Below are 15,735 nucleotides of genomic sequence, written 5' to 3'. Positions count from 1 at the left end.
GCCCCCGCCCCCGCACCCGCACCCGCATCTCATACTGGCAGCTAGCATCCGCCAGCCAAACCGCGTACCCGCGCCTTTCCGTTTCAGCCCATCCCCGACGCGACCCGCCAATGTGACGTATCGACGCCACACTTTTTTTGAAAACACTCGGCAGGCGAGCCGCTCTCGTCGTCAAATTCGGGCAATTCCGCTGCGATGCCTCATCGCATGTCAGCGGACGTGTGACGCCCGGCCTGGCGCTGCGCCAGTACCGCTTTGCGTGATGCGCCGAGGCCGCCGACGGACCCCCGTGAGCGCGTCGGCAGCCGGCCCGTATCAGGCCGATAAGCGACAAAACTAACCAGTTCGATATACCCGCAATAACCAGCGATATTTTTGTTCATAAAAATGGTCCGCAAAGATGGTCGTCGCCCAGATTGGCTCGATGATCGAACGGACAACAACAATGGTTCGCGCGAGCGCCCCCTTTCGCACGGCCACCCTTTTGACAAAGACTTGGAGAATCCATGAAAACAAGCATCAGCAGTGCGCTGAAGACCACCCTCAAGGCAACCGCGTGTGCCGCTCTGCTGGCCAGTGCATCGTCTGCTTTTGCGCAATCGAGCGTGCAGCTTTACGGCCAGGTCGACGAATGGGTCGGCTCGCAGAAATTCCCTGGGGGCAAGACCGCCGTGGTGGTGTCCGGCGGCGGCATGTCGACCTCGTACTGGGGCATGAAAGGGGCCGAGGATCTGGGCAACGGCTACAAGGCGATCTTCGCGCTGGAAGGCTTCTTCCTCGCGCAGAACGGCCAGTACGGCCGCTTCACGGGCGACACGATGTTCTCGCGCAATGCGTACGTCGGCATCGAATCGCCGTACGGTACGGTGACGGCCGGCCGCCTGACGACGCCGCTGTTCGTGTCGACGATTCTGTTCAACCCGTTCGTCGATTCGTACGTGTTCTCGCCGATGGTGTATCACACGTACCTCGGCCTCGGCACGTTCCCGACCTACGACACCGACCAGGGCGTGACCGGCGATTCGGGCTGGAGCAACGCGGTGTCGTACTCGTCGCCGAACTTCAGCGGTCTGTCGGCGACGGCGATGTACGCGCTCGGCAACACGACGCAGACCGGCGCGAAGAAGTGGAGCGGCCAGGTGCTGTACTTCCACGGCCCGTTCGCGGCGACCGCCGTGTATCAGTACGTGAACTTCAACAACGTCCCCGGTGACCTCGGCAGCTTTGAAACCTCGGGCGTGCCCGGCCTGCGCAGCCAGAGCGTCGCGCAAGCGGGCGTGTCGTACGACCTGAAGTTCGTGAAGTTCTACGGCCAGTACATGTACACGTACAACAACCAGCAGGTCACGAGCTGGCACGTGAACACCGGACAAGGCGGCGTCACGGTGCCGTTCGGCCCCGGCTCGGTGATGGCGTCGTACGCCTATTCGCGCAATGGCGGCGGCTCGAACCAGACCCGTCAGACGGCCGCGATCGGCTATGACTATCCGCTGTCCAAGCGCACGGACGTCTATGCGGCGTACCTGTACGACCACATCACCGGCCAGTCGAGCGGCAATACCTACGGCGCAGGCTTGCGCGCGAAGTTCTGAGCGTCTGAGGTGAGCGGGGCGCGCTGCTTGTGCGGCAGCGCAGCCTGTCTCGTTGCCGCACTTGAGCCGACCGCAGTAGGCCAACAATAGCAAAGCCCGCTTCCGCCCGGAAGGCGGGCTTTGCAGTTTCTGAGTTCCAGATTGCGCGAGCCTCCCACGCTAGTGCGCGAACATCGAAATGCGCAGCGTTTTCGCCCGTTTCCCGTTTCGCATCGCCCGAGTTTGCCGACCATTTTTTGATAAACGCGGCAGAATGGAGTCGATTGATTCCTGAGGCGAGCGATTAAGATGGATACCTTGGTCAGCATGAAAGTTTTCCGCCACGTGGTCGAAGCCGGCAGCTTCGTTGGCGCGGCTGAGCGCATGGAGATGTCGGCCGCGATGGCGAGCAAGCATGTGATGCACCTCGAACAGCAGCTTGGCGCGCGCCTGCTGAACCGCACCACGCGGCGCGTGGCGCCGACCGAGGCGGGCCGCGAATACTACGAGCGGCTGAGCCAGGTGCTGACCGAACTTGAAGAAGCCGAGCAGGCCGTCGGCGCGGCCAGCGTCGTGCCGCAGGGGCGCTTGCGGGTGTCGTCCTTGTCGGCGTTCGGCTTGAGCCACGTGATGGCGGCGGTGGCGGACTACGCCGCGCAATATCCGCAAGTCACCGTCGACATGACCTTGTCCGATCGGGTGGTCGAACTGATCGACGAGGGGTTCGATGTGGCGATCCGGGCTTCGCCGGGCGGCATGAAGTCGTCGTCGCTGATCGCGCGGCAGATCGCCACCGCACACCTCGTGCTGTGCGCGTCGCCGGCGTATCTGCGCCGGCACGGCACGCCGAAGAGCGTCGCCGATCTCGCGAACCACAACTATCTCCAGTACGCGGGCGTGTCGGCGCTTGAACTTGCGACCGGCGATGCGTCGCCGCGCGTGCGTCTGTCGGGCAACCTGATCGTCAATCATCTGGAGGCGCAGCGCGTGATCGTGCTGCAAGGCGCGGGCATCGCAATGCTCGGCACCGAGGTGATCGGCGATGATCTGGCCGCGCGACGTCTCGTGCCATTGCTGGTCGACGACGTGCCGCCGCGCGAGCTGCCTATACACGTGGTCTATGCGAGCCGCCGGCATTTGTCGGCGAAGGTACGCTCGTTCGTCGACTTTCTTGCCGGGCGGTTCGCGAACGAGTCGCTCTGGCCGTCGCTTGAGCAGATCAAAGCATTGGCGGTGCGTTAGAAGGGATTGCCGGTGCGGGAGTGGGGGACGTGGCGAAACACGGCGAGCCGCTGCGCCAATCGCACTCGAAACCGCCGCCGAAGCGGCCCAGGCGCCGCGACCCGTTTCGCTATACTGGTTGCCAGCACCCATACGCGTAACGATCTGGGGGAGACATGACTGATCTGTCCACGCCGCAACGCGCCGGCAGCCACACGCTGCCCGCCGGCCGGCGCTTGCGTTTCGTCACCGCCGCCGCGTTATTCGACGGCCACGATGCGTCGATCAACATCATGCGGCGCATTCTGCAGGCGAGCGGCGTCGAGGTGATCCACCTCGGCCACAACCGTTCCGTCGATGAAGTCGCCACCGCCGCGCTGCATGAAGACGCCGACGGCGTCGCCGTATCCAGCTATCAGGGTGGCCATGACGAATACTTTCGTTACCTGGTCGATCTGCTGCGCGCGCGCGGCGGCGAGCGCATCAAGGTGTTCGGCGGCGGCGGCGGGGTGATCGTCCCCGAAGAGATCGCCGAGCTCGAACGTTATGGCGTCGAGAAGATCTATTCGCCGCAGGACGGGCAGCGGCTCGGTCTGCAAGGAATGATCGACGATATGATCGCGCGTTGTGCCGAAGGCGCGCGCGTGGGTATCGCCGCAGGACAGACGCCGGTTGGCGAGTGGCTGGCCGATCTGTCGAACGCCGCGAACGTCTCGGCCACCCCCACCGCCGCATCGCTCACCTTCCGCCGGCTCGCACAACTCATCAGCGCATTCGAAGCAGGCAGCGTCGATCCAGCCAGCCGCGAACACCTGTCGGCGCTCGCGAAGCCCTCCGCGACTCCCGTACTCGGCATCACCGGAACGGGCGGCGCCGGCAAATCGTCGCTCACCGACGAACTGATCCGCCGCTTCCGGCTCGACTACGGCGACGCCCTCACGATCGCCGTGCTCGCGATCGACCCGTCGCGCCGCAAGTCCGGCGGCGCACTGCTCGGAGACCGCATCCGCATGAATGCAATCGGCGACTGGGGCGGCGGCGCGCGTGTCTACATGCGCTCGATGGCGACGCGCGAAGCGTCGAGCGAACTCTCAGACTCGCTGCCCGACGCGCTGATGCTCTGCAAGGCGGCGGGCTTCGATCTGATCATCGTCGAGACATCCGGGATCGGGCAGGGCGATGCGGCGATCGTGCCGTTCGTCGACGAATCGCTGTACGTGATGACGCCGGAGTTCGGCGCGGCGAGCCAGTTGGAGAAGATCGACATGCTCGACTTCGCCGGCTTCGTCGCGATCAACAAGTTCGATCGCAAAGGCGCGGCGGACGCATTGCGGGACGTCGCGAAACAGGTGCAGCGCAATCGCGCCGACTTCGCCACGCCGCCCGACGCGATGCCGGTGTTCGGAACGATCGCCTCGCGCTTCAACGACGACGGCGTGACCGCTTTGTACCGCCACGTCGCCGATGCGCTGCTCCGGCATGGTTTGCGTCCGGGCGGAGGCCGTCTGGCGACGCCCGAGGGCCTGCGCTTCTCGAGCGGTCGCAATGCGATCGTGCCGCCGGCTCGTGTGCGCTATCTGGCCGATATTGCGCAGACAGTCCACGCTTACCGCGCGCGCGCCGACGCGCAAGCGCGCATCGCGCGCGAGCGTTGGCAGCTTGTCGAGGCGCGTCGGATGCTTGCGGAGGCGGGCGAAGGAGCGGGGGCTTGCCCGGATCCAGGAGCAGATGCGGCCGCAGGAGCAGAAGCGGCCGCAAGAGCAGAAGCCACGACCCGCGCGGCCTCACCCGCTAATCCAGACATCGGCACCAACGCAAACACGTGTGCCACCGCAAATGCCACTGGCAGCACAAGCGCGCAAACCGACCCCCCGACCACCCGAACCGCCCTCGACATCCTGATCGCTCAGCGCAGCGCCGCCCTCGGCGAACGCGAGCGCCAACTCATCGACAGCTGGCCACAAACCGTGGCCGCCTATTCCGGCGCCGAACACATCGTGCGCATTCGCGAACGCGAAATCCACACCGCGCTCACCGTGACGACGCTCTCCGGCTCCGAAATCCGCAAAGTCGCGCTGCCGAAATTCGTCGACCACGGCGAAATTCTGCGCTGGCTGATGCTCGACAATCTGCCCGGCTATTTTCCCTTCACCGCCGGCGTGTTCCCGTTTCGCCGCGAGAACGAAGACCCGACTCGCATGTTTGCCGGCGAAGGCGATCCGCAGCGCACCAACCGCCGCTTCAAACTGCTCTCCGAAGGGATGCCGGCCAAACGTCTTTCGACCGCCTTCGATTCGGTCACGCTATACGGCGAAGAGCCGCACGAACGCCCGGACATCTACGGCAAGGTGGGCAATTCGGGCGTGTCGGTCGCCACCCTCGACGACATGCAGGCGCTGTACGACGGCTTCGACCTGTGCGCGCCGGAAACCTCGGTTTCGATGACGATCAACGGCCCCGCGCCGACCCTTCTCGCGATGTTCTTCAACGTCGCGATCGATCAGCAGATCGCACGTATGGAGCAGCAGCAAGGCCGCCCGCTCACCGACGACGAACTCGCCGCGACCCGTCGCACGGCATTGGAAAACGTGCGCGGCACCGTGCAGGCCGATATCCTGAAGGAAGACCAAGGCCAGAACACCTGCATCTTCTCGACCGAGTTCAGCCTGAAAGTGATGGGCGATATTCAGGCGTATTTCGTCGAGCACGGCGTGCGCAATTTCTATTCGGTGTCGATCTCCGGCTATCACATCGCCGAGGCCGGCGCGAATCCGATTTCGCAACTCGCCTACACCCTCGCCAACGGCTTCACTTACGTCGAGGCCTATCTGGCACGCGGCATGGCGATCGACGACTTCGCGCCGAATCTGTCGTTCTTCTTTTCGAACGGCATGGATCCCGAGTACACGGTGCTAGGCCGCGTCGCGCGCCGTATCTGGGCGGTCGCGATGCGCGAGCGCTACGGCGCGAGCGAACGCAGCCAGAAGCTCAAGTATCACGTGCAGACATCGGGCCGCAGCCTGCACGCGCAGGAGATCGATTTCAACGACATCCGTACCACGCTGCAGGCGCTGATCGCGATCTACGACAACTGCAACTCGCTGCACACGAATGCTTTCGACGAAGCGATCACCACGCCCACCGAAGATTCGGTGCGCCGTGCGGTGGCGATCCAGTTGATCATCAATCGCGAGTGGGGGCTCGCGAAGAACCAGAATCCGAATCAGGGCAGCTTCGTGATCGAGGAGCTGACCGATCTGGTGGAGGAGGCGGTGCTGGCCGAATTCGACCGGCTGACCGAACGCGGCGGCGTGCTCGGCGCGATGGAAACCGGCTATCAGCGCGGGCGCATCCAGGACGAGTCGATGCTGTACGAGCATCGCAAGCATGACGGGTCGTATCCGATCGTCGGCGTGAATACGTTCCTGAGCGCGCATCCCCATGAAGTGCCGCAGCCGATCGTACTGGCCCGTTCCACCGATGAAGAAAAGCAGAGTCAGTTAAAGCGTTTGCACGCATTCCAGGCGCGGCATCGCGAAGCGGCGCCCGCGGCGCTCGACCGTCTGAAGCGCGCGGTGATCGATGACGAGAATGTGTTCGCCGTGCTGATCGACGTGGTGCGTGTGTGTTCGCTCGGACAAATCACCCATGCGTTGTTCGAAGTGGGCGGGCAGTATAGGCGGAATATGTAGGCGCGTGCCTGCATCGCATACGCTGCGGCTCGGCAGACTGAAGCGAGCCGCAGCCATGGAGCGCACCGACGCGCTCCGCCAGGCCGTGCCTTAGCGTGACGACTGGCGCCCGATTCCCAGCCGTGCCTTCGCGTCCTCATATTCACGCGACAAACGCTGCACCAGTTCGCCGACGCTCGGCACATCGTCCATCAGGCCGACGCCCTGGCCCGCGCCCCAGATGTCTTTCCATGCCTTCGCCTTGTCGCTGCCGAAGTTCATCTTGGTCTTGTCCGACTCCGGCAGCGCCTCCGGGTCGAGACCCGCGTTCACGATGCTTTCACGAATGTAATTGCCGTGCACGCCGGTAAACAGATTCGTGTAAATGATGTCCGACGCCGTGGAGTTGACGATCGCCTGCTTGTAGCTGTCGACCGCATGCGCTTCCTTCGTCGCGATGAAACGCGTGCCCATGTAGGCGAGGTCCGCGCCCATCGCCTGCGCCGCGAGAATCGAGCCGCCGTTGGCGATCGAGCCCGACAGCACGATCGGGCCGTCGAAGACGCGCCGCACTTCGCCGACCAGCGCGAACGGTGAGGTCGTGCCTGCATGGCCGCCCGCGCCGGACGCCACCAGGATCAGACCGTCGACGCCCGCTTCCAGCGCCTTCTGCGCGTGGCGCAGATTGATCACGTCGTGCAGCACGATGCCGCCGTAGCTATGCACGGCATCGACGATTTCACGCGCGGGCGCGCGCAAGCTCGTGATGAAGATCGGCACCTTGTGCTCGACGCACACGCGCACGTCGTGTTCGAGCCGCGTATTCGACTGATGAACGATCTGATTGACGGCGATCGGCCCGATGATTGCATCGGGGTGGGCCGCCTTGTGCTCGGCGAGTTGGGTCTGGATCTGCGTGAGCCATTCGTCGAGCAATTCGGCCGGGCGCGCATTGAGCGCCGGGAACGAGCCGACGATGCCGGCCTTGCATTGGGCCAGCACGAGCTCGGGATAGCTGACGATGAACATCGGCGAAGCGACGACGGGCAGCGCAAGGTTTTGCAGGACGGCGGGCAATGCCATAGTGCGAGTCTCCTGTTTTAGGCGGACCGGTGCGGCGTTGAGCGCCCGGCGTTTGATGAGTTTAGCGGCACACGGCCGGCGGCGTGTCGAAGCTGACGCGCGTCACGTTGCGCTGCCAACGACATCCACCGGGCCAGGCCGTTCGACCATTTAAGAACGGTCGTTCGATTATAGGCGAAGCGCGTCGCCGCGTCCGGCGGCCTCATCCGGAACAGTTGGAAGGAGTCTTCAGGTTCTATGTTTGCGTGGGTCATCCTACCCCGCGCGGACACGTTGGGCTTCTACAATGCAGTCACTCACAAATCACAAAAGAGAGACTCCATGGCCTTCGAGAATTTCACGTCTTTTCGCGTCGCCGTGGGCGATGTCGATATTTTCGGAGTGAAGGGCGGAGCGGGGCCGCCTCTGCTGTTGTTGCACGGCCACCCGCAGTCGCATCTGATCTGGGAGCGCTGCGCCGCGCAGCTCGCCGAACACTTCACCGTCATCGCGACCGATCTGCGGGGCTATGGCGCATCGGGCAAACCACCGAGCGACGCGGCGCACCTGCCGTATTCCAAACGCGCGATGGCCGCGGACCAGGTCGCCGTGATGCGCCACTTCGGCTTCGAGAAATTCCTCGTCTGCGCGCACGATCGCGGCGCGCGCGTCGCGCACCGGATGGCGCTGGACCATGCCGAGGCGGTCGAGCGTCTGATGCTGCTCGACATCGCGCCGACGCTCGCGATGTACGAAGCCACCGACCGCACGTTCGCGACGCTCTATTTCCACTGGTTCTTCCTGATCCAGCCAGAGCCGTTGCCGGAAACGCTGATCGGCGCGAATCCGGCCGCTTATGTCGATGCGGTGATGGGCAGCCGTCACGCGGGCCTCGCGCCGTTCAAGCCCGCCGCACTCGACGCTTATCGCGCGGCGCTCTCGCAACCGGGCGCGGTGCACGCGATGTGCGAGGACTACCGCGCGTCGGCGAGCATCGACCTCGAGCACGATCGGGCGGACATCGAGCGGGGTAACAAGATCGGCTGTCCGCTGCGCGTGTTGTGGGGCGACAAGGGCGTGATCGAGAAGTGCTTCGACGCGCTCGCCGAATGGCGTCATGTGGCGCGCGACGTGAGCGGCCGTGCGCTGTCTTGCGGGCACTACGTACCCGAGGAGGCGCCGGACGAACTGGTCGCCGAAATGCTGTCCTTCTTCGAAGCGGTCGAGCGGTAGTGCCAGGGCAGAGCCGCACGCCTCGTTCAACCAAGCGGAGGCAGGCGGCGCGCGATCGGCGTCGACTTGACGATCGCGGTGCTGGTCTCCGCGCGCTCCGTGACTTTCGACAGAATCTCATCGAGCTGCTCGATCGAATGCAGGACCAGGCGGCAGATGAAGCAATCGTCGCCCGTCACCTTGTCGCATTCGACGAACTCCGGAATGCGCCGGAGCACCTCCTCCACCAAATGCAACTGACCCGGTAAGGGCTTCACGCGCACGATCGCCTGCAGCGTGAAGCCGAGCGCGCGCGGATCGATCTGCACCGTGAAGCGCTCGATCACGCCTTGCGCTTCGAGCCGGCGAATGCGTTCGGCCGTACTCGGCGCCGACAGTCCCACGACGCGCGCCAGTTCGCTGACCGGCTGACGCGCGTCCTGCGCGAGCGCGGCAAGGAGCGCCCGGTCGGTGTCGTCGAGCGCGGCGGGCGTGGAAACAGCAAGGCGTTTGCTCATGATGGCCTTCGATTATCAGGTGAATTCGCCGGAAGACTTAAGTTTAGCCATGTATTCGCGCGATCGGATTAATTACACTGCTCCTCATGAAAGCATCAATCCGAGGATCGAATCATGGCTTCAAACGAAATTCGCCGCGGGGCCGCGGAGATGACGATGGCGATGCTGATGTCCGGCACTATCGGCTGGCTGGTGGTGTCGTCGCAGCAGAGCCCATTCAACGTGGTGTTCTTTCGCTGTATTTTCGGCGGCGCGACGCTGGCGCTCGTGTGCGGGGTACTCGGCCTTTTCAGGCGCAAGCTGTTCTCGTGGAAAATGTTCGGCCTCGCGCTGCTCGGCGGCGCGGCCATCGTCATCAACTGGGTTTTGCTGTTCGCCGCGTATTCACGCGCGTCGATTTCGATGGCGACGGCCGTCTACAACACTCAGCCCTTCATGCTGGTCGCGCTCGGCGCGCTGGTGTTTCGCGAGCGTATCAGCGCGTCGACGCTCGCGTGGCTGGTGGTCGCGTTCATCGGCCTCGTGTTCGTCGTGAAGGTCGAGCCGGCGGTGCTGGCGGTGCCGGGCCAATACCTCGTCGGGGTCGCGTATGCGGTTGGCGCGGCGGCGATGTATGCGGTGTCGTCGATCATCACGAAACGGCTCAAGGGCACGCCGCCGCATCTGATCGCGTTGATCCAGGTGTCGCTCGGCGTGGTGATGCTCGCGCCGTTCGTGCGCTTCGATGCACTGCCGACGAGCGGCGCGCAATGGCTCGAACTGGTCGTGCTCGGCGTCGTCAATACCGGCCTCATGTACGTGCTGCTGTATGGTGCGATCCAGAAGCTGCCGACGTCGATGACCGGCGCGTTGTCGTTCATCTATCCGGTGGTGGCGATCATCGTCGATCGGATCGCGTTCGGGCAAACGCTCGCATGGATTCAGGTGCTCGGCGCGGTGCTGATTCTGCTGGCGGCCGCAGGCGTCAACCTTGGCTGGCGTATCGTGCCGCAGAAGCGGCTTTCGTCGACTTGATCGGCATCATGCCGATGCGGGCAGTCGCAATGTTATGGATTCCGGAATAACAGCGAGTGGCGCGATTGTTCGTATGAGCGGATCAATGGCGCGAAAGCCTCGACTAGATGGGCTTCGTGGCCGACGTGTGGGCGGTTTAAGAGGCGTGTCAAACTTCTGTAGGGAAATCACCGATGCGGTCAAAAAACCGCGACGCGTATCATTCATAGCGACGCTGATCACGTCCGACAGAATTTCCGCCGCTCGCCTTGACTGTCGAGCGGCTTTCTTTTTGTGGTGACGGTCTGTCTGCCGCTGCGCTTGCAGGGCTTCCCCGCACGAGCGCTTGCATCAACTCTGACGCGCGACGATGCGCATGCCATCCGTCTCCAGCGGCCCATTCTTCGCGGCCAGTTCCCCGACGATATCCTTCACCAGCGCCGGCCACTCGTGACGCGGCTTGAGCATCGACGCGGCGGCGCGCATCACGGCCGCGTCGTCGAGCATCCGCAGCAGCGTGTCGAAACTCAGCGTGCGCACGTCGAGCAGCTTGAATACGATCAGCACCTTCAACGCGTTCCTCGCATTGCGCGCGGGATCGGCACGCAACCACGCGACGCGCGAAAAAGCGCGCTCAAGCGCCTGCTCGACATTCGTGAACGGCGCGCCGTGGCCTGGGATCACGACGCGCACGTCGAGCCTCGCAATCGTGTCCAGCACGGCCTGTTCCTCGGCAAAACCGCTTTCGCCTTCGAGCTCCGGAAAGATCACTCCAAAGCCGTTTTCCCACAACGCATCCGCGCTGATCAGGATGCGTTCGTGCGCGCAGTACAACATCAGCGAATGCGGATCGTGACCGGGCGCGCCGAGCACCTGCCAGTCGAGCGCGCCGAGCCGCAGGTGCGAGCCGGGCACGATCGTGTCGGTGAAGGTAAAGCGTTCGCACGTCTGACCCGTTGCCCGAAAGGTGAGGCGCACGTCGTCCCAGGCGCGCACGGCATCGGCTTCGGAGGCGGGGATCACGGTGCGGCACGGCCACGTGGCCTGTAACAGCGCATTGCCGCCGCAGTGATCCGAGTGCAGATGCGTGTTGACGATCAGATCGAGTGGCCGCGCGGCGAGCGCTTGCCGCACCAGCGCGACGGTTTGCGGCGCATGCGTCGCATAGCCGGTATCGACGAGCGCGGCACAGGTCTCGTCGACCAGCAGCACGTTGTTCGATGACAGCCAGCCGCGTTCAAATACCCGGATCGATTCCGGCAGCGTGATCATGATGCGGGGCTCTGCGCTTGCGCGGACGCTTCGGGCTTCGGCATCACGAGAATGGTCGAGCTACCCACCAGCACGGTCTCGCCGCGCTGGTTCAACACCGTGCCTTCCAGATGCGTCAGATCGCCGTTCAGGCTCGGCTTCCAGTAAGCGTCGCGCACGCGCCACCTGATGATCAGCGTGTCGTGCGCATGAACGGCCTTCTTCAGCTTGATATCGAATTCGAGGCCGAGCGGTTGCGCGTAGGTAGAAAAGTGCGTTGCCAGCAGCGCCATGAAATGCGCGGTCGGCTGCGTACCCGACGCGATCAGGCCGCCGAAGCGGCTTTGCGCGGCATAGGCGTCGTCGTGATGCAGCGGGTTGAGATCGTTGACGAGCGTGGCGAACGATTTCACCGACTCCGCCGACAACTCGAGCGTCGAACTGAACGTCTCGCCAATCGTGACGATGCGTGGCGCAGTGGTCATCGTTTCGCCCTGGTCTGCGTGTTGGCCTGTGCCTTGGCCTGGCTTGCCATAAACTGCGCGTGACGGCCCTTGATCGCCTCCCACACTGCGCGCTTCGCGTCGTCGTCGAATAGCGACCAGCCGGCGATCTCGTCGATGGTGCGCAGGCACCCTTCGCACCAGCCGGTCGACGCATCCATCCTGCACACGTTGATGCAAGGCGACGGCACGGCGCCGCATTCGTCTTCGTGATCGAGGCTTGCCGTCATTGCGTCAGGCCGTTTCGCGCAGCGCCACGTCCAGGACCGGTGCGCCCGTCAGCGCGATCAGTTCCTGCGCCGTCAGGTTGAACACCGCATGCGGGTGACCGGCGGCGGCCCACAGGCTGTCGAGCGCGAGCAGGTCGGCGTCGATCAGCGTGACCGGCTCGGTGGCGTGGCCGATCGGGCAGACACCGCCGATCGCATAGCCGGTTTTCTCGCGGACGAACTTCGCGTCCGCGCGGCCGATCTCGCCCACCTGCGCGGCCACCTTCTTTTCGTCGACGCGATTCGCGCCGCTTGCGACCACCAGCACCGGGGCGTCGTCGTCGCGCCGGCGAAACAGGATCGACTTGGCGATCTGCGCGACCGAGCAGCCGAGTCCGGCGGCGGCTTCGGCGGAGGTCTTGCCGGTTTCCGGCAGCATCACGACGCGCCCGGAGTGACCGCGTTCGCGCAGCAACAGCGCGACGCGGCGCGCCGAATCGGGCAGCGTGGTGAGATCGTCGGATTCGAGGGGCACTTGGTCGGTCATCGGTTCAGATCCTGATGGATGAGGTGAATGTTTCGGGTGAAGTCACGCGCCCTCACACGCAGTTAGCCGCTTCGCCGCGCGCCTTGGCGAGCAGCGCCTTGCCGGCGCGCGAGACGTTGGGCTTGCCGATCGACGTCGAAATGAAATCGCCGATCGCCACGACTTGCGCGAGGTCGATGCCGGTCTCGATGCCGAGGCCGTTCATCAGATACAGCACGTCTTCGGTCGCGACGTTGCCGGTCGCGCCCTTCGCGTACGGGCAGCCGCCGAGCCCCGCCACCGACGCGTGATAAATCTCGATGCCTTCCTCCAGCGCCGCGTAAATATTCGCGAGCGCCTGGCCATACGTGTCGTGGAAATGGCCCGACAGGCGCTCACGCGGAAACATACGCGTCACCGCTTCGAACACTTCGCGGGTGCGCTTCGGCGTGCCGACACCGATGGTATCGGCGATGTCGATCTCGTCGCAGCCGAGCGCTGCGAAGCGTTCGACCACGTCGACCACCGACGCGAGCGGCACCTCGCCCTGATACGGACAACCGAGCGCGCACGACACGCTGCCGCGAATCCGCACGCCATGCTCCTTCGCGGCCTGGGCGACCGGCGCGAAACGGTCGATGCTTTGCGCGATGCTGCAGTTGATGTTCTTCTGCGAGAACGCCTCGCTCGCGGCGCCGAAGATCACGATTTCGTCGGCACGCGCGGCGAGTGCGCCTTCGAAGCCGCGCAGGTTCGGCGTGAGCACCGAGTAGATCGTGCCCGCGCGGCGCTCGATGCCGGCCATCACGTCGGCGCCGTCGGCCATTTGCGGCACCCATTTCGGCGACACGAACGAGGCCGCCTCGACGTTGCGAAAACCCGCCGCCGACAGGCGATTGATCAGCTCGATCTTGGTCGCGGTCGGCACGAAGTCTTTCTCGTTCTGCAGCCCGTCGCGCGGACCGACTTCGACGATTTTCACTTGCTGGGGTAAAGCCATGATCTGTCTCCTGCCGCGCGAGGCGGCGCTTCGTCAATTCAATTCGAGGGTGTCAGTATCCGCGCTCGAGATTCACTACGCCGCTCACGGTATCGCCGCGCATGAGCGCGTCGATCTTCCGCGCGACCTGCCCGACGCTTTCCTCGCGTAAGGTCAGCGCGGACATGTGCGGCGTGATCGTGATGCGCGGTTCCTGCCAGAACGGATGCTCGGCGGGCAGCGGTTCTTCGCGGAAAACGTCGAGCGTGGCGGCGGCGAGCTGGCCGCTCGCGAGCGCGTCGAGCAGATCCGCTTCGACCAGATGGCCGCCGCGCGCGACGTTGATCAGATACGCCCCGCGGGCGAGTTTCGCGAAGGTTCGCGCGTTCAGCACGTCGCGCGTATCCGGCGTATGCGGCAGCAGATTCACCAGCACCTTGACGCCGTCGAGAAACGTGTCGAACTGCGCTTCGCCCGCGAACGTCGCGAGGCCGTCGATCTGCCGCGCGCTGCGGCTATAGCCGCGCACCGGCATGCCGAACGCGGCGAGCGTTTGCGCCACGTGCGCGCCGAGCACGCCGAGTCCGAGCACGCCGACCGTGAAGGTCTCGCGCGGATGCGGATCGAGGACTGCCCACCGGCGTTCGTTCTGCAGCGTTTGATATTCATCGAAGCGGCGCAGATAGCGCAGCACCGCGTGCGTCACGTACTCGGCCATTTGCGGCGCCATGCCGGTGTCTTCGAGGCGGATCAGCTGGGCGCTGCGCGGCAGCGTGCCGGGATGCTCGTGTTCGAGCGCGAGAATTGCATCGACGCCCGCGCCGAGATTGAAAATGGCGCGCAGGTCATCGCGGCCGGCCAGCATCTCACGCGGCGGACGCCAAACGACCGCGAAATCGGCCGGCGCGGTGTCGCCCGCTTGCCATTCGCGCAACTCGGCCTCGGGCAGCGCGTGGGCGAAGTCGTGCAACCACGCGGCGGCATCGGCATGCGGCATGTAGAAGAGGATCTTCATACGGTGCGCCAGGCGCCTGCGTGGCCGGGTCCGGCGACGGCAAAGCCACGGTGCGACGCTTCCGACGACGCTAGCTGCATGGGGCCTCCTCCCTTTATGGATTGATAGGCTTCATTCTACTTTTTCGACGCGGATCGCGCGCGTTTGCGCACGGCCGTGCTGCTTCGTTTGCGTGCGCTTGCCGGGGCGGGCCGCGTGGACCCGCACATTTGCGCCATAACCAAAGCACAAAAACTTGGTTCGCCCGCCCATTCCCCAGCGCGACAATGACTCCCCGGATTCCCGCAGCGAGGCACACCTATGCTTTCATGCATCAGATCGACATGGCCGCCACGTCTCGTCACCGTGCCCGGCCTGCACGGCAGCGAGGGCGCGCACTGGCAAACATGGCTGGAGCGGCAATTCGCGCGCTCGTTGCGCGTCGAGCAGGCCGACTGGGATGCGCCGGACATCGCGCTGTGGTCGGAGTCGCTGCGCGATCTGCTCGCGCGCGAGCGCGGCCCGTTCGTGCTGGCCGCGCACAGCTTCGGTTGCCTCGCGACCGCGCATGCGCTGCAGCAGGCGTCGTATGCGAACGACGTCGTCGGCGTGCTGTTCGTCGCGCCCGCGAGTCCCCAGAAGTTTGCCTTCGCGGGCGCGTTCGACGCGCGCCGCCTCGGTGTGCCGTCCATCCTGATCGGCAGCGAAACCGATCCGTGGATGCCGCTCGCCGGTGCGCGCGATCTCGCGCAGCGCTTCGGCAGTGCGTTCGTCAATCTCGGCGACGCGGGGCATATCAACACCGCCGCAGGTTTCGGTCCGTGGCGGCGCGCCAAATACTTCGTCGATACGCTCGTGCATTGCGCGGCGCCGCTGCGCTTTCGCGAAGAGCCATTCGACGCGGCTCAGCATGCGTTCGTGTGAATCAGGGACCACGGCGTGCGGCGACGCGCCAAAGCCGCGCGCCGCCGATTGGTAAGCGATCCGTTAGAATCCCGCTTCACGCCGCAGGCTCTTGTGGCCAC

The 15,735-nt window shown here is 64.7% G+C and carries 14 protein-coding genes; 6 read left to right on the top strand and 8 right to left on the bottom strand.

Features of this window, described 5'->3' with window-relative positions:
• Positions 1–506 precede the first annotated feature (506 nt).
• The 3 genes from HV770_RS26125 (at position 507) to HV770_RS26115 (ending at position 6,484) form a co-directional block, all read left to right on the top strand.
• Positions 507–1,592: a porin gene (locus HV770_RS26125; protein WP_175164408.1), complete on the top strand. Its 1,086-nt coding sequence runs from the start codon at positions 507–509 to the stop codon at positions 1,590–1,592.
• A 288-nt stretch (positions 1,593–1,880) separates the two neighbouring features.
• A complete protein-coding gene (locus tag HV770_RS26120; RefSeq protein WP_175164406.1) occupies positions 1,881–2,813 on the top strand; it encodes a LysR family transcriptional regulator in 933 nt (310 codons plus the stop codon).
• 155 nt (positions 2,814–2,968) lie between these two features.
• Positions 2,969–6,484 (top strand): methylmalonyl-CoA mutase family protein, encoded by a 3,516-nt coding sequence (locus tag HV770_RS26115; protein WP_175164404.1) that lies wholly within the window; start codon positions 2,969–2,971, stop codon positions 6,482–6,484.
• Between the two features lie 90 nt (positions 6,485–6,574).
• On the opposite strand, the gene HV770_RS26110 is transcribed toward HV770_RS26115, so the two are convergent.
• Positions 6,575–7,546, bottom strand: a complete 972-nt coding sequence (locus HV770_RS26110; protein WP_175164402.1) for an NAD(P)H-dependent flavin oxidoreductase — start codon at positions 7,544–7,546, stop codon at positions 6,575–6,577.
• 321 nt (positions 7,547–7,867) lie between these two features.
• Here HV770_RS26110 and HV770_RS26105 point away from each other — a divergent pair, with 321 nt between their 5' ends.
• Positions 7,868–8,758 (top strand): alpha/beta fold hydrolase, encoded by an 891-nt coding sequence (locus HV770_RS26105; protein ID WP_175164400.1) that lies wholly within the window; start codon positions 7,868–7,870, stop codon positions 8,756–8,758.
• Positions 8,759–8,784: 26 nt separating this feature from the next.
• Here HV770_RS26105 and HV770_RS26100 read toward each other — a convergent pair whose 3' ends face one another.
• Complete coding sequence (locus tag HV770_RS26100; RefSeq protein WP_175164398.1) at positions 8,785–9,255, bottom strand: Lrp/AsnC family transcriptional regulator; 471 nt, start codon at positions 9,253–9,255, stop codon at positions 8,785–8,787.
• A 114-nt stretch (positions 9,256–9,369) separates the two neighbouring features.
• On the opposite strand from HV770_RS26100, the gene HV770_RS26095 reads away from it, so the two are divergent.
• A complete protein-coding gene (locus tag HV770_RS26095) occupies positions 9,370–10,269 on the top strand; it encodes a DMT family transporter (protein WP_175164396.1) in 900 nt (299 codons plus the stop codon).
• Between the two features lie 330 nt (positions 10,270–10,599).
• Here the strand turns inward: HV770_RS26095 and HV770_RS26090 are convergent, their stop codons facing one another.
• Genes HV770_RS26090 through HV770_RS26065 form a run of 6 tightly spaced genes read right to left on the bottom strand, consistent with a single transcriptional unit; the run spans position 10,600 to position 14,731 of the window.
• A complete protein-coding gene (locus tag HV770_RS26090; protein WP_175164394.1) occupies positions 10,600–11,520 on the bottom strand; it encodes an MBL fold metallo-hydrolase in 921 nt (306 codons plus the stop codon).
• Positions 11,517–11,984: a MaoC family dehydratase gene (locus HV770_RS26085; RefSeq protein WP_175164392.1), complete on the bottom strand. Its 468-nt coding sequence runs from the start codon at positions 11,982–11,984 to the stop codon at positions 11,517–11,519. Before HV770_RS26085 ends, HV770_RS26090 begins: the two co-directional genes overlap by 4 nt.
• Entirely contained in the window at positions 11,981–12,232 is a 252-nt protein-coding gene (locus HV770_RS26080) for a DUF1289 domain-containing protein (protein WP_175164390.1), read from the bottom strand. The genes HV770_RS26085 and HV770_RS26080 overlap by 4 nt, the downstream gene beginning before the upstream one ends.
• A gap of 4 nt (positions 12,233–12,236) precedes the next feature.
• Positions 12,237–12,758, bottom strand: coding sequence for a YbaK/EbsC family protein (locus HV770_RS26075; RefSeq protein WP_175164387.1), 522 nt, complete (start codon positions 12,756–12,758; stop codon positions 12,237–12,239).
• 52 nt (positions 12,759–12,810) lie between these two features.
• Positions 12,811–13,737 (bottom strand): hydroxymethylglutaryl-CoA lyase, encoded by a 927-nt coding sequence (locus HV770_RS26070; RefSeq protein WP_175164386.1) that lies wholly within the window; start codon positions 13,735–13,737, stop codon positions 12,811–12,813.
• A gap of 52 nt (positions 13,738–13,789) precedes the next feature.
• Positions 13,790–14,731 carry a 2-hydroxyacid dehydrogenase gene (locus HV770_RS26065; protein ID WP_175164384.1) on the bottom strand — a complete coding sequence of 314 codons (942 nt, stop codon included), beginning with the start codon at positions 14,729–14,731 and terminating at the stop codon, positions 13,790–13,792.
• A 300-nt stretch (positions 14,732–15,031) separates the two neighbouring features.
• On the opposite strand from HV770_RS26065, the gene HV770_RS26060 reads away from it, so the two are divergent.
• On the top strand, positions 15,032–15,634 hold the full coding sequence (locus tag HV770_RS26060) for an RBBP9/YdeN family alpha/beta hydrolase (protein WP_175164382.1): 603 nt from the start codon (positions 15,032–15,034) through the stop codon (positions 15,632–15,634).
• Positions 15,635–15,735 lie beyond the last annotated feature (101 nt).

Source organism: Paraburkholderia fynbosensis, from assembly GCF_902859935.1.
In the GTDB taxonomy this organism is placed as follows: Bacteria; Pseudomonadota; Gammaproteobacteria; order Burkholderiales; family Burkholderiaceae; genus Paraburkholderia; species Paraburkholderia fynbosensis.
Note: the sequence above shows the minus strand (reverse complement) of the source record. Positions and strands in the feature narration are given on the sequence as shown.

What these genes read in the sequence shown, in the direction of transcription:
- HV770_RS26125 (WP_175164408.1), top strand. Translation starts at nt 507, where the DNA reads ATGAAAACAAGCATCAGCAGTGCGCTGAAGACCACCCTCAAGGCAACC.
- HV770_RS26120 (WP_175164406.1), top strand. Translation starts at nt 1,881, where the DNA reads ATGGATACCTTGGTCAGCATGAAAGTTTTCCGCCACGTGGTCGAAGCC.
- HV770_RS26115 (WP_175164404.1), top strand. Translation starts at nt 2,969, where the DNA reads ATGACTGATCTGTCCACGCCGCAACGCGCCGGCAGCCACACGCTGCCC.
- HV770_RS26110 (WP_175164402.1), bottom strand. Translation starts at nt 7,546, where the DNA reads ATGGCATTGCCCGCCGTCCTGCAAAACCTTGCGCTGCCCGTCGTCGCT.
- HV770_RS26105 (WP_175164400.1), top strand. Translation starts at nt 7,868, where the DNA reads ATGGCCTTCGAGAATTTCACGTCTTTTCGCGTCGCCGTGGGCGATGTC.
- HV770_RS26100 (WP_175164398.1), bottom strand. Translation starts at nt 9,255, where the DNA reads ATGAGCAAACGCCTTGCTGTTTCCACGCCCGCCGCGCTCGACGACACC.
- HV770_RS26095 (WP_175164396.1), top strand. Translation starts at nt 9,370, where the DNA reads ATGGCTTCAAACGAAATTCGCCGCGGGGCCGCGGAGATGACGATGGCG.
- HV770_RS26090 (WP_175164394.1), bottom strand. Translation starts at nt 11,520, where the DNA reads ATGATCACGCTGCCGGAATCGATCCGGGTATTTGAACGCGGCTGGCTG.
- HV770_RS26085 (WP_175164392.1), bottom strand. Translation starts at nt 11,984, where the DNA reads ATGACCACTGCGCCACGCATCGTCACGATTGGCGAGACGTTCAGTTCG.
- HV770_RS26080 (WP_175164390.1), bottom strand. Translation starts at nt 12,232, where the DNA reads ATGACGGCAAGCCTCGATCACGAAGACGAATGCGGCGCCGTGCCGTCG.
- HV770_RS26075 (WP_175164387.1), bottom strand. Translation starts at nt 12,758, where the DNA reads ATGACCGACCAAGTGCCCCTCGAATCCGACGATCTCACCACGCTGCCC.
- HV770_RS26070 (WP_175164386.1), bottom strand. Translation starts at nt 13,737, where the DNA reads ATGGCTTTACCCCAGCAAGTGAAAATCGTCGAAGTCGGTCCGCGCGAC.
- HV770_RS26065 (WP_175164384.1), bottom strand. Translation starts at nt 14,731, where the DNA reads ATGAAGATCCTCTTCTACATGCCGCATGCCGATGCCGCCGCGTGGTTG.
- HV770_RS26060 (WP_175164382.1), top strand. Translation starts at nt 15,032, where the DNA reads ATGCTTTCATGCATCAGATCGACATGGCCGCCACGTCTCGTCACCGTG.